The 24,651-nt window shown below is 30.6% G+C and carries 20 protein-coding genes; 8 read left to right on the forward strand and 12 right to left on the reverse strand.

All coding sequences use genetic code 11. The annotated features are described in order from the left end of the window. Nucleotides 1-213: 213 nt before the first annotated feature. The 6 genes from B3040_RS16220 to B3040_RS16245 all read right to left on the reverse strand — a co-directional run bounded on the left by B3040_RS16220 (nucleotide 214) and on the right by B3040_RS16245 (nucleotide 5,513). Nucleotides 214-1,038, reverse strand: a complete 825-nt coding sequence (locus B3040_RS16220) for a polysaccharide deacetylase family protein (protein ID WP_291575502.1) — start codon at nucleotides 1,036-1,038, stop codon at nucleotides 214-216. 82 nt (nucleotides 1,039-1,120) lie between these two features. Further along, complete coding sequence (locus tag B3040_RS16225; RefSeq protein WP_291575504.1) at nucleotides 1,121-3,034, reverse strand: LTA synthase family protein; 1,914 nt, start codon at nucleotides 3,032-3,034, stop codon at nucleotides 1,121-1,123. 306 nt (nucleotides 3,035-3,340) lie between these two features. Then, nucleotides 3,341-3,856 carry a phosphatase PAP2 family protein gene (locus tag B3040_RS16230; RefSeq protein WP_291575512.1) on the reverse strand — a complete coding sequence of 172 codons (516 nt, stop codon included), beginning with the start codon at nucleotides 3,854-3,856 and terminating at the stop codon, nucleotides 3,341-3,343. Nucleotides 3,857-4,474: 618 nt separating this feature from the next. Next, nucleotides 4,475-5,050 carry a manganese catalase family protein gene (locus B3040_RS16235; RefSeq protein ID WP_017417113.1) on the reverse strand — a complete coding sequence of 192 codons (576 nt, stop codon included), beginning with the start codon at nucleotides 5,048-5,050 and terminating at the stop codon, nucleotides 4,475-4,477. A 13-nt stretch (nucleotides 5,051-5,063) separates the two neighbouring features. After that, nucleotides 5,064-5,321: a spore coat protein CotJB gene (locus B3040_RS16240; protein ID WP_017417112.1), complete on the reverse strand. Its 258-nt coding sequence runs from the start codon at nucleotides 5,319-5,321 to the stop codon at nucleotides 5,064-5,066. A 3-nt stretch (nucleotides 5,322-5,324) separates the two neighbouring features. Further along, nucleotides 5,325-5,513: a spore coat associated protein CotJA gene (locus B3040_RS16245; protein ID WP_017417111.1), complete on the reverse strand. Its 189-nt coding sequence runs from the start codon at nucleotides 5,511-5,513 to the stop codon at nucleotides 5,325-5,327. 619 nt (nucleotides 5,514-6,132) lie between these two features. Between B3040_RS16245 and B3040_RS16250 the strand changes: the two genes are divergently transcribed. After that, on the forward strand, nucleotides 6,133-7,677 hold the full coding sequence (locus tag B3040_RS16250) for a M4 family metallopeptidase (protein WP_291575517.1): 1,545 nt from the start codon (nucleotides 6,133-6,135) through the stop codon (nucleotides 7,675-7,677). 81 nt (nucleotides 7,678-7,758) lie between these two features. Here B3040_RS16250 and B3040_RS16255 read toward each other — a convergent pair whose 3' ends face one another. Continuing rightward, the gene (locus tag B3040_RS16255; RefSeq protein ID WP_291575525.1) at nucleotides 7,759-8,745 is read right to left on the reverse strand and encodes an HD-GYP domain-containing protein; all 987 of its coding nucleotides are present in this window, start codon (nucleotides 8,743-8,745) and stop codon (nucleotides 7,759-7,761) included. A 503-nt stretch (nucleotides 8,746-9,248) separates the two neighbouring features. Between B3040_RS16255 and B3040_RS16260 the strand changes: the two genes are divergently transcribed. Further along, nucleotides 9,249-10,238: a D-cysteine desulfhydrase family protein gene (locus B3040_RS16260; protein ID WP_291575527.1), complete on the forward strand. Its 990-nt coding sequence runs from the start codon at nucleotides 9,249-9,251 to the stop codon at nucleotides 10,236-10,238. A gap of 319 nt (nucleotides 10,239-10,557) precedes the next feature. On the opposite strand, the gene B3040_RS16265 is transcribed toward B3040_RS16260, so the two are convergent. Continuing rightward, nucleotides 10,558-11,313: a sugar phosphate isomerase/epimerase family protein gene (locus B3040_RS16265; RefSeq protein ID WP_291575529.1), complete on the reverse strand. Its 756-nt coding sequence runs from the start codon at nucleotides 11,311-11,313 to the stop codon at nucleotides 10,558-10,560. Between the two features lie 449 nt (nucleotides 11,314-11,762). On the opposite strand from B3040_RS16265, the gene B3040_RS16270 reads away from it, so the two are divergent. Both B3040_RS16270 and B3040_RS16275 read left to right on the forward strand, forming a co-directional pair. Next, on the forward strand, nucleotides 11,763-12,479 hold the full coding sequence (locus B3040_RS16270; RefSeq protein WP_291575530.1) for a lysophospholipid acyltransferase family protein: 717 nt from the start codon (nucleotides 11,763-11,765) through the stop codon (nucleotides 12,477-12,479). Nucleotides 12,480-12,617: 138 nt separating this feature from the next. Beyond that, nucleotides 12,618-13,007 (forward strand): bacteriohemerythrin, encoded by a 390-nt coding sequence (locus B3040_RS16275; RefSeq protein WP_291575532.1) that lies wholly within the window; start codon nucleotides 12,618-12,620, stop codon nucleotides 13,005-13,007. Nucleotides 13,008-13,264: 257 nt separating this feature from the next. Here B3040_RS16275 and B3040_RS16280 read toward each other — a convergent pair whose 3' ends face one another. Beyond that, nucleotides 13,265-13,903, reverse strand: coding sequence for an HD-GYP domain-containing protein (locus B3040_RS16280; protein ID WP_291575538.1), 639 nt, complete (start codon nucleotides 13,901-13,903; stop codon nucleotides 13,265-13,267). Nucleotides 13,904-14,453: 550 nt separating this feature from the next. Here B3040_RS16280 and nifJ point away from each other — a divergent pair. After that, nucleotides 14,454-17,978 carry a pyruvate:ferredoxin (flavodoxin) oxidoreductase gene (nifJ, locus tag B3040_RS16285; protein ID WP_291575540.1) on the forward strand — a complete coding sequence of 1,175 codons (3,525 nt, stop codon included), beginning with the start codon at nucleotides 14,454-14,456 and terminating at the stop codon, nucleotides 17,976-17,978. Nucleotides 17,979-18,064: 86 nt separating this feature from the next. On the opposite strand, the gene B3040_RS16290 is transcribed toward nifJ, so the two are convergent. Together B3040_RS16290 and B3040_RS16295 are read right to left on the reverse strand one after the other, a co-directional pair. Beyond that, the gene (locus B3040_RS16290) at nucleotides 18,065-18,232 is read right to left on the reverse strand and encodes a DUF3787 domain-containing protein (protein WP_291575541.1); all 168 of its coding nucleotides are present in this window, start codon (nucleotides 18,230-18,232) and stop codon (nucleotides 18,065-18,067) included. Nucleotides 18,233-18,434: 202 nt separating this feature from the next. Then, complete coding sequence (locus tag B3040_RS16295; protein ID WP_291575543.1) at nucleotides 18,435-20,192, reverse strand: helicase-related protein; 1,758 nt, start codon at nucleotides 20,190-20,192, stop codon at nucleotides 18,435-18,437. A gap of 241 nt (nucleotides 20,193-20,433) precedes the next feature. On the opposite strand from B3040_RS16295, the gene B3040_RS16300 reads away from it, so the two are divergent. The 3 genes from B3040_RS16300 (at nucleotide 20,434) to B3040_RS16310 (ending at nucleotide 23,603) form a co-directional block, all read left to right on the forward strand. Further along, nucleotides 20,434-21,102, forward strand: a complete 669-nt coding sequence (locus B3040_RS16300; RefSeq protein ID WP_291575545.1) for a response regulator transcription factor — start codon at nucleotides 20,434-20,436, stop codon at nucleotides 21,100-21,102. A 263-nt stretch (nucleotides 21,103-21,365) separates the two neighbouring features. Then, the gene (locus B3040_RS16305) at nucleotides 21,366-22,706 is read left to right on the forward strand and encodes a sensor histidine kinase (RefSeq protein ID WP_291575551.1); all 1,341 of its coding nucleotides are present in this window, start codon (nucleotides 21,366-21,368) and stop codon (nucleotides 22,704-22,706) included. A gap of 351 nt (nucleotides 22,707-23,057) precedes the next feature. Further along, a complete protein-coding gene (locus B3040_RS16310; RefSeq protein ID WP_291575553.1) occupies nucleotides 23,058-23,603 on the forward strand; it encodes a hypothetical protein in 546 nt (181 codons plus the stop codon). Nucleotides 23,604-23,660: 57 nt separating this feature from the next. Here the strand turns inward: B3040_RS16310 and B3040_RS16315 are convergent, their stop codons facing one another. Beyond that, nucleotides 23,661-24,602, reverse strand: coding sequence for an ROK family glucokinase (locus B3040_RS16315; protein ID WP_291575555.1), 942 nt, complete (start codon nucleotides 24,600-24,602; stop codon nucleotides 23,661-23,663). Between the last annotated feature and the right edge of the window lie 49 nt (nucleotides 24,603-24,651).

The raw sequence follows: 24,651 nt of genomic DNA on the forward strand, positions 1-24,651 counted from the left end.
AAATCAACTCCATTTTCAATTAAAATTCTTTTTTATAGTACCCGCATTATGCAGTAGGGTCTTTGTATTAAAATATATCCATAGAACCTTTTGTGATTATAAATACTTTACAGTTTATCAATAATTTAAGATTTAATTTTAATATAGTTATTATATCATAGGTAATTACTAAAAAAATTAACCTATTATGAATTTTTCATAATAGGTTAATTTTTATTTATTAACTTGTTTATCTAATTTCTTTTCATGTTTATTAATAAGAGCCCTTTCCTCAAGAATTTTTAACTCTTTTTCATCTATGTCATTAAAATTCTTGAAAACATACCCCTCCTGTTTTAAAGTTTTTATTATTTCCTTTAAAGTTGGTACAGTGGTCTTATTATAATAAGAATCATGCATAAGAACTATAATCCTATCTTTTTTATTATTTTTAAACTCTCGATAAAACTTATTTATCAATGTACCTGCAGGCTTATTTCTAGCTAAAGAATCGTCAATTGTAATATTCCAATCCACATAATATAATCCTTTATCAACAACCTCTCCCCTTATTTCTTTGAGTACAGGCTTTCTTGCCATAGTAGTACTTGACCCTCCTGGAAATCTCATGAATTTTAATACCTCGTTACCAGTAAGTTCTTTTATAGCAGTAGAGCACTTACGGTAATCCTCCATAAAGGTCTCAGTATTTTTGTATATTTTATCTTCATGAGTATAAGTGTGAACACATATAGCATTACCTGCCTCCTTTACTGCTTCAGCAATATCTTTGTTTTGTTCAACTAATTGGCCAATAACAAAAAATGTTCCTGTAACTTCTTCTTCTTTTAATACTTCTAGAATTTTTTTAGTAACTACAGTAGGCCCATCATCAAAAGTAAGGTACACTATTTTTTCTTGTTGCACCAATGAATTCGGTTCCTCTTCTAATGCAATTGCTTTTTCATCTAGAATACTAAAATTAAGCGTAAATAAAAGCACAGTAAAAAAAGTAAATAATGAGAAAGTTGAAATAAACTTCTTTCTTTTTCTAATCATAAAATCACCTTCTTAAAATACTTTTCAACTCATACTTTAGTATTTGAAAAAGGTGAAGTTTTAATTCTAAAATTATATTTATTTAATTCCCATGTTTTAGGAAATAATTACTTCTTATTATTTTTTCTGACAGAATTAAGTAATTTTTATATTTCTCCTTCTCAGCCTTAGTAATATTACCTCTTACTTCAAAATTAGATAAGATAACAAAATCTTTGTTTGTATTTAATAAATTTCTTCCCATTGCAGTTTTATATTTTTTTTCATCTGCACCCATTAAATAACCTAAAGTTGGAACCAAATCTACTGGTCCTCCATAGGTGTTGATTATTTTAGCAGAAGAACTCTTGTTATAAATTAATAATGGTATTTTGTTATTGTTATCATTCCACCAATTTTCTTTATTTTTCATACCATTAATTTTATCTTGAAAATATTTATGAACCCCTGTATGGTCACCATAAAGCACTACCACAGTATTATCTAAAATGCCCTCTATTTCAAGACTTTCTATAAAACTACCTATCTGTTTATCAGTATAATGAATTGCCTGAAAGTACCTTCCTATTTCTGTTTCTTCTAAATTTTCATCAAGGTTTAAAGCTTTATCTTCCTTTGGAAGGTTAAAGGGTGTATGACTAGTTATTGTCACTGTCATACCATAAAAAGGTTGTTCTTGCTTTTTAATGATATCGGTTGCCTTTTTAAAGTATTCCTTATCACTAATTCCAAGTCCAATTTTTTCTTCTACTCCTAAGTCTTCTGCGAAATAAAGTTTATCAAATCCCATAGAGGAAAGTGCAGGTTTGTAATTCCAGTACATTGAGGTGTCAGGATGTACTACATAGGTATTATAGTCTAAAGTTTTCATTACATTCGGAAGGGAATGTGGATAATAGTTATTAGGATATCTATAGAAAGTAGTACCTTCTCTTACTGGATAAACAGATCCATTTACTAACAAATCACAATCTGAACTATTTCCATTCCATACCTGTTCATGAAAATTATCAAAATACAAGGAGTTATTTAAGAGCTTATTTATATTGGGTGTAATTTCTTGCCCTTGTACTTCTCTATTTATAACAAAGTTTTCAAGAGACTCCACCTGTATTAAAAGTAGATTTTTACCTTTAAAATACCCTTTATATGCATTATCCTTTAAGTTCTCTTCTTTATCTTTATAGAATTCTTCTATATCCTTTAATTCCTTTTGAGAAAGGTTATAGGGCTTTTTATTAGAATAATAGCTATATCCATCATATATATGATATCCAATTGGTCCTAAAAGAACCATTTTGTCATTTGGCATGTGAACTTTATCTAATGTGGATTTCACAAAGTATCTAGTAGTTTTTTCCCCAATATTAAAATCAGTATAATATATCACGAGAAGAAAAGAACTTAAGGCTATTAATAAAAAGAAAATTTTAGGTTTTCTCATAGTATTTCTATAATGAGTACTTTTTCTTTTTATTATAAAAGGTAAAAGTAAAAAATCTAAAATAAATAAAATATCAATACTCCTAAATAGTGCAATAATAGAGCCCCCTAAATCTTCTGTCATAGATAGTTGGTCTAATAAGTAAAAATTAACGTAACTAGAAAATCCCCTATAGTAAAAAAGATCAGAGATAATAATTAAGGTAAGAGCTATATCTAAAGTTATCACAATCTTCCATTGAAGCTTTCCTTTAATTAAAAAAATTATAGCTAGTATTATGGTTGAAAAAAGTATATACGGAACACAATTCAATGCTGAAATTTTCAAATTAGAGCTTTGAAGCATAGACGCACCTGAAGATTGAATTAGAGCTGTAAATAAAATATTTTTCATTGTAAAAATAGCTAAAATAAAAAAGAATACCCTATATTCTTTTAATAGGCTCACACCTATATTTTTAATTTTGTTACTGTTTTTATTTTTAGAATTAAAACTCAGCATATCCTCATTCCTCCCCGAAAGTAAAACTGTTATGAATATAATTCTCTCCAAGCTTCAAATCTCCTCTAATTTTCGAATTATTCTTAAAAGCCAACTTAGTTTTAATATTCTTAATTATAAGGAGGCATTCTATAGTGTTAGAAGTTATCTCTAAGAATGTCTCAACTAAAAAAATCAAGTCCCCTTAGAACAGATTTTTTCTAAGAGGACTTAACACTCTATAAACTAGATTTTTAGTATTACCTAATACCCAACTCTAATACTATGATTTTTAAATTTGTATTTATTCTGTATGCTTAAACACTTTATTAACTGGATTTCAAAGTTCAAAGACAAGAAATCCTATTAAGTAATCACTTACAAAACCAGGAACATACAATAAGAACTGAAGGTTCCTACGAAAACTCCTGCTGCAACATCAGAGGGATAGTGAACTCCTAAGTACACTCGAGAAACCCCCACTAGTAAAGATAAAGCTAAAGCTATAATTGCTATGCTTGTATAACATAAAGCTATGCTTACTCCTATTGAAAATGCTGCAGTGGTATGTCCTGATGGAAACGAGTAATCGTCTACTCCAATTTTTTTGATATTTAAATGAGGAAAGTTTATATAAGGTCTGATTCTATTAATAAATCTTTTTATAAAATGTGTTATAAATGTAGAGGTTAAAATAGAAAGAGACGTTAGAATTCCTAAGTGTTTAATATCCTTATTTTCTGATAACAAAGTAACTAAACAAAATATTGCACTAAATGTAACTGAACCTAAGTAAGTAACTATTGGCATAACTAAATCTAAAATCTTGCATTTAATTGAATCATTTAGCCAATGTAATAAAAATACATCTCCATGTTTTAATTTTTCAATCATTAAGGTTCCTCCTAGGATAAGATATGTTAATATTATATAAGACTTTTTTCAAAATTTAAAGGTTCTTTACAGGATTTTTAATTTATAATTTTTTACAGGCACTTTTTTTACTATAGGGTTCCATGATAGAATTTTAACTTCTTCATCTTCATAAACCCTTAAGAGAACCAGGGTAGGACTAATGTATAAGTTAAGTTTTAACTCTGGTTCCCTATAATACTCACCTATATGAACCTTCAGTGTTGTTGCTTTTGAATGTAATATGATTTTCTCAGTATAGGCTTCCCTAGTCAATTATCAATTCATTCATGATTAATTTCGTTCATATTTAATAATCCTTAAGAGAACCAATATAGGTTCCACATATAAGTTTAGTCTTGGATTTGGTTTCATATAATTCTTTATTAAAACACAATAAAAAAACTAGAAGTTCTGCAAAGTCTATGATTTAAAGTAAACACACCCTGCACCTTCTAGCTTTTTATACAAAATATAATTTTAACATGGAAACCAAGAATATATAACTTTCAAATTAATCTTGGCTTCCTCAGAGCTTTTATTATTTTAAATTAAAACTTAATTATAAAAGCCTGTATTATATTGTATCAATCTTTAATTTTAGTAAACTCTTTTCTTATTTAAAAAATTGTCCTGAACATCAACTAAAGCTTCTCCAAATCTTTGGAAGTGTACAACTTCTCTTTCTCTCAAAAATCTTAATACATCTTTAACATCACAGTCATCGGTTAATTTTATTAGGTGCTCGTATACAGTTCTTGCCTTTTGTTCAGCAGCCATATCTTCAGTTAAATCTGTTACAGGATCTGCAGTTGCTTGAACATAAGCAGCTGTCCAAGGTACTCCATTTGCATCTGCGGGGTAAATTGCCTTCCCATGTTCTGTATATGCTGCTCCGAGTCCAGCTTCTCTTAATTCTTCAGGAGTTGCGTCCTTAGTAAGCTGGTAAATCATAGAAGCAATAATTTCTACGTGTGCCAATTCTTCAGTGCCTATGTCTGTCAACAATGCCTTTGATTTTCCTGTTGGCATTGTATATCTTTGACTTAAATATCTAATGGAAGCACTCAATTCCCCGTCAGGGCCACCGTATTGAGCAAACAAGTATTTTGCCATATTAATATCTTTACTTTTTATTACCACTGGGTATTCTAATTTCTTTTCATATATCCACATAATCCGCTACCTCCTAACATTTGCCTTCCCATGGCCATGGGTCGTTAACATAGTTCCAATCTCCACAAACCTCACCATAAGCAAAGTTAGCTAGGGTACCATATTGCATTTCATATTCTTTTTTTAGGTTTTGATAAATTTCAGTAACCTTTTGGTAGTCTCTCAATGCTTTTCTATTATCAGGGAAATTATCCAAGTATAAATTTATTTCAACTGCATAAAACCCATATTGTTGTAACAACAACATTAATTCACTTTTGCTTTTTGCCATGATTTATTCCTCCCTTTTGTGTTTGTAATCAGTTATATCACTGTAGTAAGGTAGCTTCAAATCTTCGAATATGGTCCCTTTCCAAAGTGCCTTATCCACTGGATATAAATTTTCATAATCTTGGGGAAGAACATAAGCTCTAGCATATCCTAATTGTCCTAAACATTTCTTTAGTTCATAACAAGTTTCCACTTAAATCACCTCATAATAATTTGTTTTTTGTAGATGCAAAGCCAGAACTTTAAACTGACTTTTTTATCAAATTCTGATAATACTTTATATCTGATAGTTTCTAGACCAATCTTTTGTGCCTAATAACATATTATTCAACAACATAATTGTGGTGATAAGGAAATCAAATTTTTTATTATTTTTTCATCTGAAGTTTAAAAAAGAATTTTAAAGTTCTCCTTTAGAATTTTTTTGTGCAACTACTTTCATAACTTTTATAGTCTCAATTATTATATAATTGCCTGTATTAAAGACTTTTAGCACTACCTTAAATAAGACTCTATTCACCCAAACTTTTCATGACTATCATGTTCATATTTACTCTTTACTACTTTTTATTACAAATTTAGTATGATTTTACTGGATCTCATGCTAATCACTACTATAATTAATCCTGTACTTACCAATTGTATAAGGTACTTTTTCCATAGGTTTCTTAGCTTTCATATAACACTACGAACTAACCTAAAAACAGAATAAAATGACACATGTTTTTTAGTTTTTTCCGTTACATATCAAGAATAATTGTTTAAATCTATGAATATATTGTAACGTCAACAAATTATTTAGGAGATGTGTTATGAAAAAAATTATTGCTCTTGTCACCTCTGCGGTGATTATTTCTTCTTTTTTTGCTACTTCTTCAGCTACAGCTAAAGTAAATGGCCATGATTTCAAGGTTGAGAAGTTTGGTAAATATTCCACTGATCTTAAAGGTGTAAACCAATTATTTAAGGACAATAATGACAAATTTAAAATCAAAAATGCTGAAGATGAATTTACTACTAAAAGTTCCAAAAAGGATTCCTTAGGTTATACCCACTTAAAATTGCAGCAAACAGTAAAAGGTGTACCAGTTTTTGGACATGAGTATATAGTACATTTTAATGATAATGGGGAAGTTTATTCTGTAAACGGAAATTACAATCCTAAGGCAAAAGAATTCAAAAAATCTAAAGAATACATTACTCCAGGTGAAGCTGAAAATAAAGCTTTTGGAATTATTGATTACGACCCCAGCAGTTTAGATGCTGACTTCCCTAACAATGGAAAAGCAAAGCTATATTTATATAATTTGAACAATGAATATATCCCAGTATATTTAGTACAAATTAACTATTTACTTCCTACGCCAGGTAACTGGAGTATCTTTGTTAATGCTTACACTGGTGAAATTGTGAATAAGTATAATAAATTTGCAAATGTTACTGCTACAGGCAGTGGCAAAGGTGTTCTAGGTGATACTAAAACACTTAACCTAGATAAAGTTACTACCTCAAAGGGCACCTCCTATAATCTAACAGATTTAACTAGAGGTGCTACAATCTCCACCTACACAAGTAACTATGGAACCCGAACTCCAGGAACTTTAATATCTTCTACAACAACTACTATCAATGATCCTGCAGCAGTTGACGCTCACTATTATGCTGGAGTAGTTTACGATTACTATAAAAACAAATTTAATCGAAACAGTATAAATGGATCTGGCATGGCTATAAAATCTAGTGTCCATTATTCAAGAAATTATGTTAATGCAGGTTGGACTGGAACTCAAATGGTTTATGGTGATGGCGATGGTGTTAATTCATTAGCCTTATCTGGAGGTCTAGATGTCATCGCTCATGAAATTACTCACGGAGTAGACCAATATGAAGCTGATTTGATATACCAAAATCAATCAGGTGCTCTAAATGAGTCAATGTCAGATGCCTTTGGAGTTTTTGTAGAGTACTATGCTCAAAATAGTAAGTTTGACTGGCTAATGGGTGAAGATATTTGGACCCCTAAAGTTGCAAATGATGCCTTAAGAGATATTTCAGATCCTACTAAATACGGTGATCCTGCTCATATGAATAACTATGTTAATACAACTCAAGATAATGGTGGTGTTCATACCAATAGTGGAATACCTAATAAAGCTTGCTATCTAATAACAAATAATCTTGGTGTTAACAAAGCAGAGCAAATTTACTATAGAGCATTAACTCAATATATGACTGCCTCCACAGACTTCTCTGCTGCAAGAGCATGTCTTGCTCAAGCTGCAGCTGACCTTTATGGTTCAGGTAGTGCTGAAGTTACAGCAGTTCATAATGCCTTTAGTGCAGTAGGAGTAAATTAACCAAAATAAAAAAAATTAGCAGGGACTTCCTTGCTAATTTTTTACAATTACAACTTAATTATTTTAATCATTATTTATAAATTATAATACAACCTCTTCAACAAATAAGGTTAAGTTATCCTTATTGTTTAAGTCAATATATTCTCGTTCACCATTATTCTCCACCATTACAACTGGTCTAATAGGAAAATTTCTATTTTGGAGAATTAATATTCCAACCTTACCATTATTTAACTTCACCTCTACACCAACGGGGTATAAATATATAGATTTGTTGAAAGACTTATAGACTTCCTCATCATACTTTCTTAAGGTTTCTGCCTGAACCTTCTCCATAGCTTGGTGAAGTAACATTTTCTCATTATTTATTGCATTTAAATATCCATTACATATACTTACAATTTTAGCGAACTCATGAATTTTGCTTCCCTTTAACCCCTCAGGGTATCCAGTTCCATTAACATTTTCATGGTGAAGTAGAACGGAAATATATGTTGAGGTGTCAAAAATGTAATTCTTTTTTAATAAATTATATCCTTCTAAGGAATGTTCTTTCCCCTGTACTAAGAGCTTTCCTATATCATGAAGTAACGCCCCTACTGCTAAATTAAATAACTTTTTATAATTATATCCATAGTTAACCCCTACCATAATGGAAAGTATTGCTACATCAATTCCATGAATGCACATTTCAGTCATTTCGTCAGTATGCCCAAAGGTATTGATAAACAATGCATTTTCTGACATATCAATTTGTGCAATAATTTCTTCAACCATTTCTTTTATAATTTTATCATTTATTTTTTTTGTAGCTTTAATGGAATAAAACTCTGCTTTCAAAGTTCTTATCATTTTTAGTTTTGTTTCCGAATCTAACACTTCTTTAAGCACAATGTCACTTATGCCATCATCTGTATATACTAAATTAATTTTCATATTTTGAATTGATTTAATATATTTTTCGTTTAATTTTATTCCCCTATTTAAATACATTACCCCATTATCCATGTAAATTGGAAAAGCTAGTTCTTTGCCTATTATTTTATTGCTTACTATAGATAATTTCATTTCTTCCTCCAATAATTTTCTTTTGTTGTCTTAATATCTTCTTAATATTATTAAATATAATCCTTTTAATTTCATGGTTAAATTTCTATATGTAAATAAAGATTTTATATTGTTAAATTCATTAACATTATTAATTATTATAACATGAAACAGTAAATAAATTTTAATTAATTCATATTTTTTTAATATGTTTTAATTTTTATTTTATAAATTTCACTCTAAGTAATCCACAAAATTTCATATAAAACTAAAAGGAACTTATATGGAAAACTCTAACTTTTTTCTTATATCAATGGATAATACTTGCATAATAAATTATAATTAATAATATGAGTCTTTTTGTTTTAACTATTAAGAATACCATAAACCTTCAATTTAAGGTATCCTTGGTATCTCTTGAACAAACTTTTATATGATTAGTAGCTTTGTTTTAACAAATAGCAATCCGCATAGTTAAAGTGTATAGCCTATTTTATTATTTAGTAGATTGGAGAGATGATTTTATGTTTAATATTCCTGAAAAATTAAATATAGCAAATTTGCCTACTAAGATTCAAAAATTAGAAAGACTCACTAAGGAACTTCAAGGTCCTAATATTTTTATTAAGAGAGATGATGAAACTGGTTCAGAAATCTCAGGTAATAAAATAAGAAAACTAGAATTTTCTGTAAAAGAAGCTTTAAATCAAGGTTGCAACCTATTAATAACCTGTGGTGGTATTCAATCTAATCACTGTAGGGCTACTGCTGCTATTGCTGCAAAGCTTGGATTAAAGTCTTCCCTTGTTTTAAGGGGATCAGAAGCAACCGATATTGATGGGAATTTATTTTTAAATAAACTTCTAGGTGCAGATATAAAGTTTATAACAGCTGAAGATTATAAACACAATAGAATGTTGATAATGGAAAACCTTAAAACTGAATATGAAAAACAAGGATTTAAACCATACATTATCCCCGAAGGTGCCTCGAATGGCATAGGAACTTTTGGTTATTTTAATGCTATGGAGGAAATTCTTAATCAGGAAAAGGATATGAATATACGTTTTGATAAAATAATAGTTGCTGTAGGTTCAGGAGGTACCCATGCTGGTCTTTTACTTAGTAAAAAAATCTTAGGCTTTAATGGTGAAATCTACGGTATAAATGTTTGTGACAATGAAGATTACTTTAAGAATAGAATTCTTAATATTTTAGATGAAAGCATTAATTATTTAAACATGGACTTAACTTTTAATCTTGATGAAGTTCATATAATTGATGGTTATGTTGGAAGAGGATATGCTCTAAGCACTCCTGAAACTTTATCATTCATACTCCATATTGCTCAACTTGAAGGCCTAATATTAGATCCAGTTTATACCGGCAAAGCTATGTATGGATTAGCTGAGGAAATTAAAAAGGGAACTTTTAAAAAGGATGAGAACATCTTATTTATCCATACTGGAGGTCTTTTCGGTCTATATCCTCAGAGAGACTTATTTAACTTTTAAATCAATAAGTAGATTAACACATGATTTAACACTTAAATTAGATAAGATTTTCATAATTAGTTAGAAATCCTAATAACTTATATAAACTGAAAGCACTATGGATACAACCTAATTCATAGTGCTTTCAATGTGTTAAACTATTCAATTAATCATAAGCCTTTCTTACTTATGCTAAGTTTAAATTTGTGAAAAATCCCTAAACAACCTTTTAATTCATTAATATATATAGACTTATTTAACATAGTGTTGTATTTATATTTAAATTGAGACTTACTTTATTCAATATATGTTAATTCAAAGCCTTAGTTCCTTTACTCTATTATAAAAAACCTAGATTTTTCAAAAACTTCAGAGACTCAGCTAGCTGATTTATATCAAAAACTTCTATAGCCCAGTTAGCTTCAGGGCAATAAAGCTTCAACATTTCCAAGGTTTTCACCATATTAATTTTCCCATTGCTAAGCCCATTATGATTATCCAAAACCCCTTCATTGTTATGTAAATGCACATGCTTCACCCTTTTATTAAGACCTTTAATCCAATGGTCAATTGACTTAGATGAGCAGGTGTTAACATGACCTATATCTAAACAGGCAGAAAAGTTAGGGTTGTTTACTTCATCAATAATTTCACCCATAAGTATATAATCATCATCATATACATTTTCAATATGTATTTCCATCTCCTCAAGTTTCCCCTGTGTAAACTCTTTCCAAAAACCCTTGGAATGTTCAAGCCATTGTTTTTCCCAATAAGTATGTGGAATACATCCTGTATGGTATACTATACGCTTAGCTTTAAATTGTTTTGCTACCTGAAATCCTTGTGTAAACCTCATATTAGCAACCCTTCTGATCTCAGGATCATTGCTTCCAGGAATTAAATCTGAAAAAGGCCCATGAAAAGATATCTCCTTTACTTTATGAATATATTCCCTAAGCTCTGACACATACCTTTCCTTATCATCTAGAACCATAGCATTAGCAAACATAACAACTTCTAATCCTACACCGTATTCTGTTACTAAATGTTCTAACTTGCTAAATTCATCTAATTGTGAAATATATACTTTCATTTTATTCTCCATTTTCCTATGTATTCTTTATAATGTATAGTAAAGAAACCTCTTAAATTCATAGTTTACCATATAATTTTCAACAGCTTCTTGTAGAACTATATTAGTATATCACTTGCACTAAAACTTCCCTATAAAACAGAATTAAGTTTATGATATTTATAATTTCTTTTTAATAATATAAATTTACTTACACATATTTTTTTATAACTTTATATGGTCTTACATATTAAATTTATTTTAAAATACCATTTTTATATGAATTCTACAATATAATTTATTATAGTTTCAAAATATTTAATAGATATGCACTTTATAGTCTTGCTAAATATGTATATAATGGAATAAGAAAATAGATGAATTTATGTTTATGCTAATCTATTGTAAAGTCTGTAACTAATCTTGCAACTTATACTTAAAAAGCATATAAAATAAAGTTGGAGGGAATTATGCTAAGAACAATTGGATGGTATATAAGTTTTGCTGGTAGCTTAGTAGCTAAATTGCCACAAATGTATATTGTAAAGTCCTTAGAGAAAAAAGGTGAACTAGCTCAGCGCGATGAGTATGTACATAAGACTACTTCAAAGTGGGCACTGAATAGAGTTAAACTCAGCGGTGCAAAGGTTCAAATTTTCGGCGAGGAAAACATTCCTAAAGATAAGCCTGTAGTGTTTATAAGTAATCATCAAGGCAATTTTGATATAGCTTTATTTATGAGTTATATAGACAAGCCTAAGGGATATGTTGCTAAAATTGAAATGAAAAAAATCCCTATACTTCGTGATTGGATGACTTATATGAACTGCGTTTTTATGGATAGAAGTAGTATAAGAAAATCTGCTGAGGCCATAGTTGAAGGAGTAAATATAATTAAAAAGGGATACTCTCTTGTAATTTTTCCAGAAGGAACAAGAAGTAAGGGAGATAAAATTGGAGAATTTAAAGCAGGAAGTTTTAAACTTGCAACAAAGGCAAAAGTTCCTATAGTTCCTGTAACCATAATAGGTTCTTATAAGCTCATGGAAGCCAATGGAAATAAGATTGTGCCTTCTCAAGTGGAAATGTACATTCACCCACCAGTGGACACTGCAAGTATTTCTAAAGAAGATTTAGAAGCACTTCCTGATAAGGTAAAGTCTATTATCGAAAGTAAACTTTGCTAAAATTACTTGGGGCCTTTAATATATCTGTGCTTATATTTCACAGATTTTTATAAATTTTGCTATATTGATTTCTATAAGATGTCTGTAGCATCTACACTTGTTCAAATGTGTACTATAAACATTTAGGGAGGATTTATTATGTTTGAATGGAAAGATGAATATGAAACTGGTGTACCTCATGTAGATGAACAACATGTGAAGCTATTTGAAATTGGAAATAATGCTTATGATTTACTAACAAACAATTTATCTATTGATAAGTATGATAAAATACTTGCTATTATTGAGGAATTGCGAGATTATGCTATATTTCACTTTAAATCTGAAGAAGATTATATGTTAAGTATCGGTTATAAAAAATTCTTATCACACAAAGTGCAACATGATGAATTTATAAAAAAAGTGAATAGTATTGACTATAGCCGCATAGATTATGGCCAAAATGAATATATACTAGAATTATTACAGTTTGTGCACAAGTGGATATGTGAGCATATTTTAATAAGCGATCAAGGATATACACAGTAAAAAAGTATGGCTATAAAAGCCATACTTTTTTGATTTAAGAAAAATAGGTTGTCATACATAGTTTGGGTTACTTGTATGATTATTTAACTATTTATATTATTATCTATCCAATTCATAAATATACTTAGAATTATAGTTTAATTTACTAAAACAACCTTTCAATAAAAACTAATCCCATTAAATAGTTTTATAGATCAAACTTGAATTTATGAAATCATATTTAACCAAATCATAATTTATATAATAAAAGGATGTCTTTAATAAAAGACATCCTCTATAATGTAATAATTACCATCTTCAATCAATCCATGTTCTTCTATGAACTTTACAAATAAAGGAACCAACTCTTTATCAAATTGCTTTTCTACATTATCCATAAGTTCTTGAACCGCTTCTTTTATAGTCATACTTTTTTTGTAAGTTCTTTCACTAACCATAGCATCAAAAGAATCACATATACTTAGTATCTTACATAGTTTATTAATATTATTATCATTTAATTTATGGGGATAACCCATTCCGTCAACTCTCTCATGGTGATGAAGTATTAATTCTAATTCCTCGTTGAAAATCCCTGTATACTTAACAATGTCATAACCATAGTAGGAATGTTTTTTTATTATTTCATATTCTTCTTTTGTCAATTCTTCACTTTTATTAAGTATATCATTTGGAATTCTAATTTTTCCTATATCGTGTAATAATGCTGCGTAATGAAGTTTAGTAATATCCTCTTTTTCACACTGAATATATCTAGCAAAACTTGTAGCGTAATTAACTACATTATAACAATGCGTTAACGTATCTTTGCTTTTTCCTTCTAATTCTCTCAGTAGATTTTTCAAAATACTAGCTTTTGTTTCTTCTAAACAATCACTACACATAAATTTCATCATTCCCCCATTTTAATTTATTTATTTTCATTAAAGTAAATTTATTTTCAATAATAATATAACATGTGATTTTCCAATATTCAACATTTTTCTGCATATTTACTTACATTTCACAAATTTATAACATTTTTACCAATTAATTCGACATATTTCTACCAACCTCTTAGTCTTCACACTAAAAATAAGCCCTTTCTCCCTATAAGTTTAATTCCAAACTATAAATTCATATAGAAACCTTTAAATACTTAAGCTCTCTTGTAAACTTTCTTTAAGAAACCCTGCATAGATGAGACTTGTAAAACATCTCAATATGAATACTTAATTCATATTTTCTCATCAAATGTTCCTGGTTAACGAAGGAGCAATCTATATTTAAACCTTAAAATTCTTCTCATCAACTGCTATTTATATCTCTTTGTATTACTTTATAAAATTTTAATGTATGGACTGTGTATTCCTAGTAAATAATAGAATAGGTAAGATTTAATGTAAGGTACTTACTCACTCATAAATCTTGTAGGTGCTTAAATCATTATAGAGGAGGATTTTATTAATGGCAAAAATCATGAAAACCATGGATGGAAACCAAGCTGCTGCAGAAGCCTCTTATGCTTTTACAGAAGTAGCTGCTATCTATCCTATAACCCCGTCTACACCTATGGCAGAACTTACAGATGATTGGTCTGCCCACGGTAGAAAAAATATGTTTGGTCAACCAGTAAAAGTTGTAGAAATGCAATCAGAAGCTGGTGCTTCTGGCTCTGTACACGGTTCTCTAGTTGGAGGAGCACTTACAACAACCTATACTGCATCTCAAGGATTATTGTTGATGATCCCTAACCTTTATAGAATGGCAGGAGAACTTTTACCAGGAGTATTACACGTAAGCGCCCGTGCTGTTGCTGCTCATGCCCTTTCTATTTTTGGAGACCATCAAGACGTAATGGCTACTAGACAAACGGGAGTAGCCCTTTTAGCTGCTTCAAATGTTCAAGAAGTAATGGATTTAGCAAATGTTGCTCACCTTTCTTCTATAAAATCTAGAGTTCCTTTTATACATTTCTTTGATGGATTTAGAACCTCACATGAATATCAAAAAATAGAAATAGTAAATCCTGAGGATGTTATTAAGCTAGTAGATCACAATGCTATTAAAGCTTTTAGACAAAGAGCTCTAAATCCTGAACATCCAACACTAAGAGGTACAGCTCAAAACCCTGATATCTACTTCCAACAAAGGGAGTCTTCTAATAGATATTTTGAAGCAGTACCTGATATCGTAGAAAATTATATGAGAGAACTAGAAAAAATTACAGGAAGAGCATACCATCCCTTCGACTATTATGGTGACCCAAATGCTGAAAATATAATTATAGCTATGGGTTCTGTATGTGACACAATCGAAGAAACCATAGACTATTTAACTAACCAGGGTGAAAAGGTAGGACTTATCAAAGTTCATCTTTATCGTCCATTCTGTAGTACATATCTATTTAATGTTCTTCCAAAGACTGTTAAGAAAATAGCTGTACTAGATCGTACAAAGGAGCCTGGCTCTCTTGGTGAACCATTGTATCTAGACATTTGCAATGCCTTCTACAATGATTCTGAAAAGCCATTAATAGTTGGTGGTAGATATGGCCTTGGCTCAAAAGATACTAGACCATCTCAAATTTTAGCAGTTTATAATAACTTGAAAGCTCCAAGGCCCAAAAATGGCTTCACCATTGGAATTGTAGATGATGTTACTAATACTTCACTACCTGAAGAAGAAATAATCGAAACTTCTGCTGAAGGAACTATTAGTTGTAAGTTTTGGGGACTAGGTTCAGATGGAACTGTTGGAGCAAATAAATCTGCAATTAAAATTATAGGAGATAATACAGATCTTTATGCTCAAGCTTACTTTTCTTATGATAGTAAAAAATCTGGTGGAAGTACAATTTCACACTTAAGATTCGGTAAAAAACCAATTAGGTCACCATATTTAGTATACAAAGCTGATTATATAGCTTGCCATAATCCATCCTATGTTTATAATTTTGACTTAGTAAAAGGATTAAAGAAAAATGGTGTGTTTGTTCTTAACTGCCCTTGGAGTGATGAGGAATTAGAAACAAGATTGCCTGCTTCTTTAAGAAGATATATTGCAAAAAACAATATTAATTTCTATACCATAGATGCTATTTCTATAGCTGGGAAAATTGGTCTAGGTGGTAGAATTAATATGATAATGCAGTCTGCCTTCTTTAAACTAGCTAATGTTATTCCAGTAGAACAAGCCATCGATTTACTAAAATCTTCTGTAGAAAAGACCTATGGTAAAAAGGGTGAAAAGATTGTTAATATGAACAAAGAAGCCATTGACCAAGGTGTAAATGCATTACACAAGGTTAATGTACCCGAATCTTGGGCTAATGCAGAAGATGAAAATCTGCCAATTAAGGAAGAACCTGATTTTATTAAAAATATTCAAAGACCTATGGAAAGACATGAGGGAGACGAACTTCCTGTTAGCGCTTTCAACGGTATGGAAGATGGTATTTTCCCAACGGGAACAACTTCCTATGAAAAACGTGGTATAGCAGTTACCGTTCCTGAGTGGCAAATTGATAAGTGTATTCAATGTAATCAATGTGCTTATATATGTCCTCATGCAGTAATACGCCCATTATTACTTGATGATACTGAGAAAGAAAAAGCACCTGATACCTTTAAAACTAAAAAGCCTACTGGAAAAGGCTTTGAAGACTTACATTACCGTATACAAATCAGTCCACTAGATTGTACTGGTTGTGGAAACTGTGCTGATATTTGTCCTGCTCCAGGAAAAGCATTAATCATGAAACCAGCAGAACATGAAATTGAAATGGAATCTGAAAATTGGGAGTATGGTACAACAGTTACTTCCAAAGATCATATTATGGATAAGAAAACACTAAAAGGAAGCCAATTTGTAAGACCACTTATGGAATTCAGTGGTGCTTGCCCAGGTTGTGGAGAAACCCCATATGTTAAACTTCTAACCCAATTATTTGGTGATAGAATGATGATAGCCAATGCTACAGGTTGTTCATCAATTTGGGGTGGTAGTGCACCTTCTGTTCCATATACTACTAATGCATGCGGTAAAGGACCAGCTTGGGGTAACTCTCTCTTTGAAGATAATGCGGAATATGGCTATGGTATGTACTTAGCGGTAAAACAACTAAGGGAAAAACTTGCTCAGCTAATGAAGGAAGCATTAAACTCAACTTTAAGTGCACCTGTTAAAGACGCATTTGAACAGTGGCTAGCTGGTATTGATGATGGTGAAGCTTCTAAAGCTGCTACCTCTAAGATTCTTGAAGCTATGAAGACTATAGACTATGAAAAAGACCCAATTCTTAAAGAAATTATGGAGAATAAGGATCATTTAGTTAAAAAGTCTCATTGGATGATTGGTGGAGATGGTTGGGCTTACGATATAGGTTTCTCTGGACTAGATCAAGTTCTATCAACTGGCGATGATGTTAATATCTTTGTTATGGATACAGAGGTTTATTCTAATACCGGTGGTCAATCTTCTAAAGCTACGCCTACAGCTGCAGTAGCTAAATTTGCAGCTGCTGGTAAGAAAATTAGAAAGAAAGATTTAGGCTTAATGGCTATGAGTTATGGCTATGTATATGTAACTCAAATTTCTATGGGTGCTAATATGAACCACACAATAAAAGCTATTGCAGAAGCTGAAGCATATAAAGGACCTTCCTTAATTATTGCTTATGCACCTTGCGTTAACCATGGTATTAAAACAGGAATGGGCACAAGTATTGCCCAAGAGAAAAAGGCTGTGGAGTCTGGATATTGGCATCTTTATAGATATAATCCAATGCTTAAGGAAGAAGGAAAGAATCCATTTGTATTAGATTCTAAGGAACCAACAAAATCCTTTAAAGAGTTTATCTTAAGTGAAATTCGTTACACTTCTCTTGCAACCGTATTCCCAGAAATTGCTGATCAAATGTATGATGTAGCAGAAAAGCATGCCCGTGAAAGATACGACACATACAGAAGATTGGCTGAAATACAATACTAATTATAAAACTAAAAATTTTTTCATAAAAAGAAGCTTGATNNATCAAGCTTCTTTTTATGAAACTATTGCTTTCTCATTTTTAGATACTATTTTTGATTTGCATCTACCCAATCTTTTGCATTTCTAATCTCGTTATTATTAGGAATATTTACTCTTGTTCGTGGTTGTAGCTGATCCCTATTAGCCAATGGTGCTGTTGCAAAATTTTCAATTGGCATTGCCATATGTTTTTCTTTATACTTGTTTTCTGCCATAATAATCCCTCCAATATTGTTTTTTATTGCTTTTGCCTAAAACATAATAATTTTAAATTTATATCTTTCTCTATATTAGTTTCTACAATTAAACTAATTCTATAAGAGGTAATTTATTTGAAAACTTCAAATGTTTATCATTTGTAATATTTTATATGTTTATATTACCCCAGTTTCTCTTAAAACTTTTAATAAATATTAATTATATGTCCAATAATATTTTATTTATTTCTTCACTTACCCTAGCTCTTTCCTCCTGTACCCAATGCTCATCATATTCTAGTTTGAAAATTTTCGAAAAACTATAGTATAAATTCACCTTTTGATAGTAAATTTCAAGTTCATATAATTCTTGTAATGAATAGGATGGTTTTGATATACTATCCATTTTTCCAATGAATAATTGATCAACATAAATTAAAAAAGCTTCCATTAACTTAGGATTTGTTACATCAAAAGGAATTCTTATAAGTTTCCATTGATCCTGTTCATGAAGTTTATAGCTTTTAAGATGATCAAGAATTATTAAATATTCATTAATATCCATTTTTCTATAAAAAGGTACTTGTTCTTCTCTAGTACTCCACAAAGCAAGCTTTTCCCTTAAAGAAAGGCTTTTTACTTTTAAAATTGCTTCGCTAGGCCCCACTACTGCTTCTTTTATTTCTCTATCTTCTGAACTTAGCATTTCATCTAGGAAATCTTGATTTCCACCAATGGATGCCACATAACCAACTTCATATATCCCCTTTCTCCCTGCTCTACCTGCTATTTGCTTTACTTCATGGGAGTTTAAAAATCTAAATTCATTTCCATCGTATTTTTTTATGTCCATAAATATTATTCTTTTAATGGGAAGATTAACTCCCATGCCAATAGCATCAGTACAAATTAATATCTTTGTCTCTTTATTAATGAATTGTTCATATTGTTTTCTTCTAACTTCAGGTGGTAAATCTCCATAAATTAAGCTGGCCTTAATGCCAAGGTCTGCAAATTCATATGCTAGCTCTAATACTCTTTTTTTCGAAAAAACAACTAATGCATCTCCTTCTTCTATATTTCTATAGGAAAAGTTCTGCTGTTGAAGTTGAAGAGGTATTTGCCGTTGATATAGCTTTAAAGTATAATTTTCTTCACAGTCTTCTAGGATTTTTATTATAATATTTTTAGCATTCAAAGACCCACAAAGATGAACTTCCTTGCTTTTCACCCCAAGCAAAGCTCTGGTCCATGCCGCACCACGTTGATCATCATCTATCATTTGAACCTCGTCAATAATGGCAACCTGATACTCTTCTTCAATATCCAATTTCTCAATAGTACAAGATATATGAGTAGCTCCTTCTACTATAATTTCTTCTTCACCTGTGAAAAGACTGCATTTAACTCCCTCATTATTTAACCTTTCATAATTCTCTAAAGCCAAGATTCTTAATGGGGATAGATAGATACCTCTGCTACTCCCCTTTAACCTTTGCATAGCATTATAGGTTTTTCCTGTATTTGTTTCTCCTAAGTGAAGATAAAACTCCCTTTTCACTCTTCTTGTTTCTCTATATTCATTCTTAGGATTCATTGGAAACACTCTATCAAATTCACTAGAAATTAATCTAGGTATATGATTGGAAATTAACACACTAATTATTCCTGATTTTAAATATCCTTCGTAATTATCTTCTATAATGTCTCTGAAATTAAACTTTGTATCGTTTTTATTGTTATAATCATTAACAAGTCTCTCAGAAATATACTCTAAAATTTCTAAATAACTTTGGTAAACTTCTTCATAATCTCGAAGGCCCGCACCTTCAAATTCCTTTAGCTGCTTAAGCTTTTTTCTAATAGAAGCCTCATGCTCCCATAAGGAATTAGTTTTTGAATTTTTTACTATCTCATTTATCTGATGAATTTGGTTTTTAATCTTGCGAAAATTTCTTTCAATAACTCCTCTTTTCATCTCAGTCTCCTTTATGAAGTACTTGAATTTTTCAAATACTCCTCTTCTTTGATGACCATATATTATTTATTAAATATAATATTTGCATATTTGAGAAACTTTATAACTGGATAAAAGTTATAAATATACTTATTAGTCTATAATTCTTTACTTATTGGTTATTAACTTTAGTGTAGAAAAAAACTTTGTTTTATTATATTATTGTAATATAATGATAATCAACCTTTAAAGGAGTGAGTTTATGAAGGGTAAAATACTTATTGTTGAAGATGAAACTAAACTTTCAGAAGTAATGACCTTATATTTAGAAAAAGAGAATTATGAAGTAACTTGCATTTCAGATGGTAAATTAGCTGAAGACGCTATTTTTACTGAAACTTTTGATTTGGTTATCTTAGATGTAATGCTCCCTAATAAAGATGGTTGGGCCCTTTTAAGAAAAATTAAAACCTTAGGAAACACCCCAGTAATTATGACTACTGCTAGAGGTGAGGAAGATGATAGGATTTTTGGTCTAGAATTAGGGGCTGATGATTATATGGTGAAACCTATTAGCATGAGAGAGTTAATATTAAGAGTAAACTTGAGAATGAATAGCAAGGTAGATAATAGTACAACTCTTGCTTTCAATAAATTAACTATTTCAGAAAACAAGAGAGAAGTAATAGAAGAGGATAAAAATATAGTACTAACTCCAAAAGAGTTCGATCTTCTAGTGTTTTTCTGTAAGAATCCTAGTCAAGTTTTTAATAGAGAACAATTACTTAGTACAGTTTGGGGATATGATTACGCTGGAGATTCTCGAACTGTTGATACTCACGTGAAAAAGTTAAGAGAAAAAATTAGTTTTTGCGAAAATCATTTGGCAACGGTCTGGGGTGTAGGCTATAAGATGGACTTTAAAAATTAGTATATGCCAATCTTCTCACTAAATTTAAATGAACCTTATTTTGAAATATATAGAATGCAATAAAAATACTGAATAATTATATCTAATTCTGTTTTGCATTCTTTTTTATATAAGTTGCTTAAAATTACCTTGCAATGTAAAAATAATATCGTAACTTATATATTATTAAATATACTGAAAATCTCATTAGTCAATTAATCTTCTGCTAAAATATAAGAACGTAATTTTCTTATTTATAATTAATAACTTTGTGGAGAGTAAATATGAATAAAATAACAGTAAAGCTTTCAAAATATTTCTTAGGCATAATTACTTTTGTGGTGATTTTATGTTTTATTGGTAGCAGTATCTTTTTATCTAAATTTTATTTGTCTCAACAATACACTTATCTAGAAAGTTCAGCCAAGGAAATTTATGAGTATCTGAGTACATCTACTCCCCTTCCAAGTCTTGAAGTTAGCGCTATCCTAATTAAAGATGGAAATATTACACCCTTAACTCAAGGTAAAATGAGAATGATGTCTTTTCTACAAAATGTTAAAGAAAAAGATTTTGTGAAAAAGGGAAAGTTTAAAAATATGATGGGATCAGAATTTCTTTATTACAAGTTTGAAACCTCATTAGGTGATATTGTGGTTTTTCAAAGTAATAAATACTCTGAGGATTATTTGAAAGGTATTTATATAATATTATTTTTAGTTTTTGTTGTAGGAGTATTATTATCACTCCCTCTCATTTCTTATATTGGGAGAAAGTTTACTAACCCTATACTGCAAATAGAAAATGCAGCTAATGAAATATCAAAAGGAAACTTTGACTTAAAGTTAGATATAAATACAAAAGATGAAATTGAAGCACTATCTTATAGTATTGAAAAAATGACTCTTGAACTTAAAAAGAAAAATCACCTTCAGCGGGAATTTGTGGCTAACGTTTCCCATGACTTTAAAACCCCTCTTAGTGTGATTAGAGGCTATAGTGAAGCTATTTATGATGGTTTAGTAACTGAAGAAGCTAAAGATAAATATTCTCTTGAAATAATTAAAGAAGTAGATAGATTAAATAACTTAGTTGTAGATTTGCTTCAACTTTCTAAATTTCAACAAGGAGCATTTACTTTAAATAAGAGTTCTATTAACCTTCCACTGCTACTAGAGGATGTAATTAATAAGCTTCATCCTATGATTATTAAAAAAAATCTTTCCATTTATTGCAGTTCCCTCCCCATAAATATAGAAGCTGATAAAAAACATCTAGAAAGAGTTCTTTATAATTTTCTAGATAATGCAATTAAATTTAGTAGGGAAAATAGTGAAATCAAAGTCTTAGCTAGTAAAGAAAATACACATATTAAAGTATCTATTTTAGATTATGGAGTGGGAATACCTCCAAATTTATTAGAAGATATCTGGCATAGGTATTATAAAACTTCTGAAAGTGGTGGCATGGGTCTTGGTCTCCCAATTTGTAGCGAGATTTTAAAACTACATGGCTTTGAATATGGAGTTAATAGCTCCCTAGGAAAAGAAACAGAATTCTATTTTATAATTCCCAATAAGTTTATAAGAAAATGCGATAAAACTACGGAGGAAGTACCAGAGTAATAAATAACTTAGTATAGTAAGTAACTTAGTATACTAAGTTATTTCTAAAGACATAAGGAAAAATTTAAAATTATAAAAATCCTTTAACTTAATATTTCACAAATTTATCACAATTACCCCATAGTATTATCAAAGTTTGTAGGTATTATTTTAATATAAGCTACTGAGATATAAAACATATTAACTTTCAACTATTTAATCTATTTTTGGAATACCTAAGTATTCCTTAGTTAAACAGAGACCTAACTTGTTTCTCTTATAGATTGGAAAGATAAATACACTTAAATTTCCTGTTGGAAGCCTGTGTTGTAACTCAGTAAAAATGCAAATAAATTTATGGAGGTAATGACAATGAAAAAGAAAAATCTTATGATGGTATTAGCACTAACATTAGCACTTGGTATTGGAGCAACTGCTTATGCAGACTCAGCAACAACTACAGCTAACACTAATAACCCTACTTCTCTTTGCCAAGGTTCTGGACTTAGAGGAATCGCTGGTATAAAAGGTTATGATTTTATGACAAGGTTATTAAAAGAAAAGTTTGGTATAGAAGAAGCTGATATAACTGAAGGCAGAGCTGCTGGTAAAACAATGTATGATTTGGTAAGTGAAAAAGGAATTACTGCTGAAGAGTTTAAGTCAACTATGGTTGAGGAAAAAATCAAATCTATTGATGAAGCTATAAATAATGGTTCAGTAACAAAAGAACAAGGCGATGCCATAAAGGCTAGAATAGAAGAAAACTCAGCCGCTTGCACTGCTCCGGGTGAAGGACAAAAGGGAAAAGGTAATGGGAACATGGTCGGAAGAGGTGCTGGCAAAGGTATGGGTAATGGTGCTGGTATGAAATCTGGTGCACGAGGTACTTGCGGAAACTTAGGTAGTGGAAATTAACAAATTATTTAGCCTCACAGGTATTTTTCCTGTGAGGCTAAACTTTAAACTTATTTCCTACATACCAAGAGCTGCTGCTCCAATAATTCCCGCTTCATTTCCAAGTGTTGCAAGAACTATCTTTCCTATAGGAATCATTTTCATATACCTTACTCTTTCAACTTCCTCCCGAACTTTTGCCAAAAGAAAATCTCCTGCTCCTGAAAGTCCTCCACCTAATGCTATTATCTCTGGATCAATAATGTTTATGATATTTGTAATTCCAATAGCTAGGTATTTTACTAACCTATCTACAGCTTTATTAGCTACATAATCTCCTTCTTTTGCAGCTTCAAAAATAATTTTTCCATTAATGTCTTGTAAACTGCCCTTTGCTTTATTAACTATGGAGGTCTCATTCCCCTCACTTATTAATTTTATCGTATAGTTAATTAAGGCAGTTGAGGAAGTGAAGGTTTCTAAACACCCATTGCGACCACAATTACAAGGATAAAAGTTTTCTCCTACTATCATGTGTCCAATTTCAGATCCTACACCATTAAAACCTGACCTAACCTTACCATTGATAACAATACCTCCACCAACTCCAGTACCTAAAGTTATGAACACACCACTTTCACAATTCCTCATAGCGCCTATCTTATACTCTGCAAGTCCAGCAACGGTGGCATCGTTGTCTACAAATACTGGAATATTTAGCTCTTTTTCAAGGTCTTGCTTTAAAGGTACATTATTCCACCCTAAGTTGACACAGTAAATTACCTCTCCAGAATTAGGCTCTGCAATTCCTGGCACACCTATACCAATGGCTTTAACTGTCTCTTTATTTATGCCATAGTCTCTTATTGTTTCATTGATTAGCTTAATAATATCTTTAGTTACTTCCTTTGAACCTCTTTCTGCCCTAGTTGGTGTAGACTTGTGATATTTTAAAATACTATTTTCATCTACTAGGCCAACTGCAATATTAGTCCCGCCTAAATCTACTCCTACATACATGGTGCTCCTCCTTGCTTTGCTCTTTGTACAAATACTCTAAACCTCTTAC

Source organism: Clostridium sp. UBA4548 (assembly GCF_002387895.1).
Taxonomy (GTDB): Bacteria; Bacillota; Clostridia; order Clostridiales; family Clostridiaceae; genus Clostridium_J.

Bases quoted from the DNA above. Each gene is read 5' to 3' on its own strand.
- B3040_RS16220 (WP_291575502.1), bottom strand. From the start codon at position 1,038: ATGATTAGAAAAAGAAAGAAGTTTATTTCAACTTTCTCATTATTTACT.
- B3040_RS16275 (WP_291575532.1), top strand. From the start codon at position 12,618: ATGTTTGAATGGAAAGATGAATATGAAACTGGTGTACCTCATGTAGAT.
- nifJ (WP_291575540.1), top strand. From the start codon at position 14,454: ATGGCAAAAATCATGAAAACCATGGATGGAAACCAAGCTGCTGCAGAA.
- B3040_RS16270 (WP_291575530.1), top strand. From the start codon at position 11,763: ATGCTAAGAACAATTGGATGGTATATAAGTTTTGCTGGTAGCTTAGTA.
- B3040_RS16305 (WP_291575551.1), top strand. From the start codon at position 21,366: ATGAATAAAATAACAGTAAAGCTTTCAAAATATTTCTTAGGCATAATT.
- B3040_RS16230 (WP_291575512.1), bottom strand. From the start codon at position 3,856: ATGATTGAAAAATTAAAACATGGAGATGTATTTTTATTACATTGGCTA.
- B3040_RS16310 (WP_291575553.1), top strand. From the start codon at position 23,058: ATGAAAAAGAAAAATCTTATGATGGTATTAGCACTAACATTAGCACTT.
- B3040_RS16280 (WP_291575538.1), bottom strand. From the start codon at position 13,903: ATGATGAAATTTATGTGTAGTGATTGTTTAGAAGAAACAAAAGCTAGT.
- B3040_RS16315 (WP_291575555.1), bottom strand. From the start codon at position 24,602: ATGTATGTAGGAGTAGATTTAGGCGGGACTAATATTGCAGTTGGCCTA.
- B3040_RS16250 (WP_291575517.1), top strand. From the start codon at position 6,133: ATGAAAAAAATTATTGCTCTTGTCACCTCTGCGGTGATTATTTCTTCT.
- B3040_RS16260 (WP_291575527.1), top strand. From the start codon at position 9,249: ATGTTTAATATTCCTGAAAAATTAAATATAGCAAATTTGCCTACTAAG.
- B3040_RS16265 (WP_291575529.1), bottom strand. From the start codon at position 11,313: ATGAAAGTATATATTTCACAATTAGATGAATTTAGCAAGTTAGAACAT.
- B3040_RS16235 (WP_017417113.1), bottom strand. From the start codon at position 5,050: ATGTGGATATATGAAAAGAAATTAGAATACCCAGTGGTAATAAAAAGT.
- B3040_RS16255 (WP_291575525.1), bottom strand. From the start codon at position 8,745: ATGAAATTATCTATAGTAAGCAATAAAATAATAGGCAAAGAACTAGCT.
- B3040_RS16295 (WP_291575543.1), bottom strand. From the start codon at position 20,192: ATGAAAAGAGGAGTTATTGAAAGAAATTTTCGCAAGATTAAAAACCAA.
- B3040_RS16300 (WP_291575545.1), top strand. From the start codon at position 20,434: ATGAAGGGTAAAATACTTATTGTTGAAGATGAAACTAAACTTTCAGAA.
- B3040_RS16290 (WP_291575541.1), bottom strand. From the start codon at position 18,232: ATGGCAGAAAACAAGTATAAAGAAAAACATATGGCAATGCCAATTGAA.
- B3040_RS16240 (WP_017417112.1), bottom strand. From the start codon at position 5,321: ATGGCAAAAAGCAAAAGTGAATTAATGTTGTTGTTACAACAATATGGG.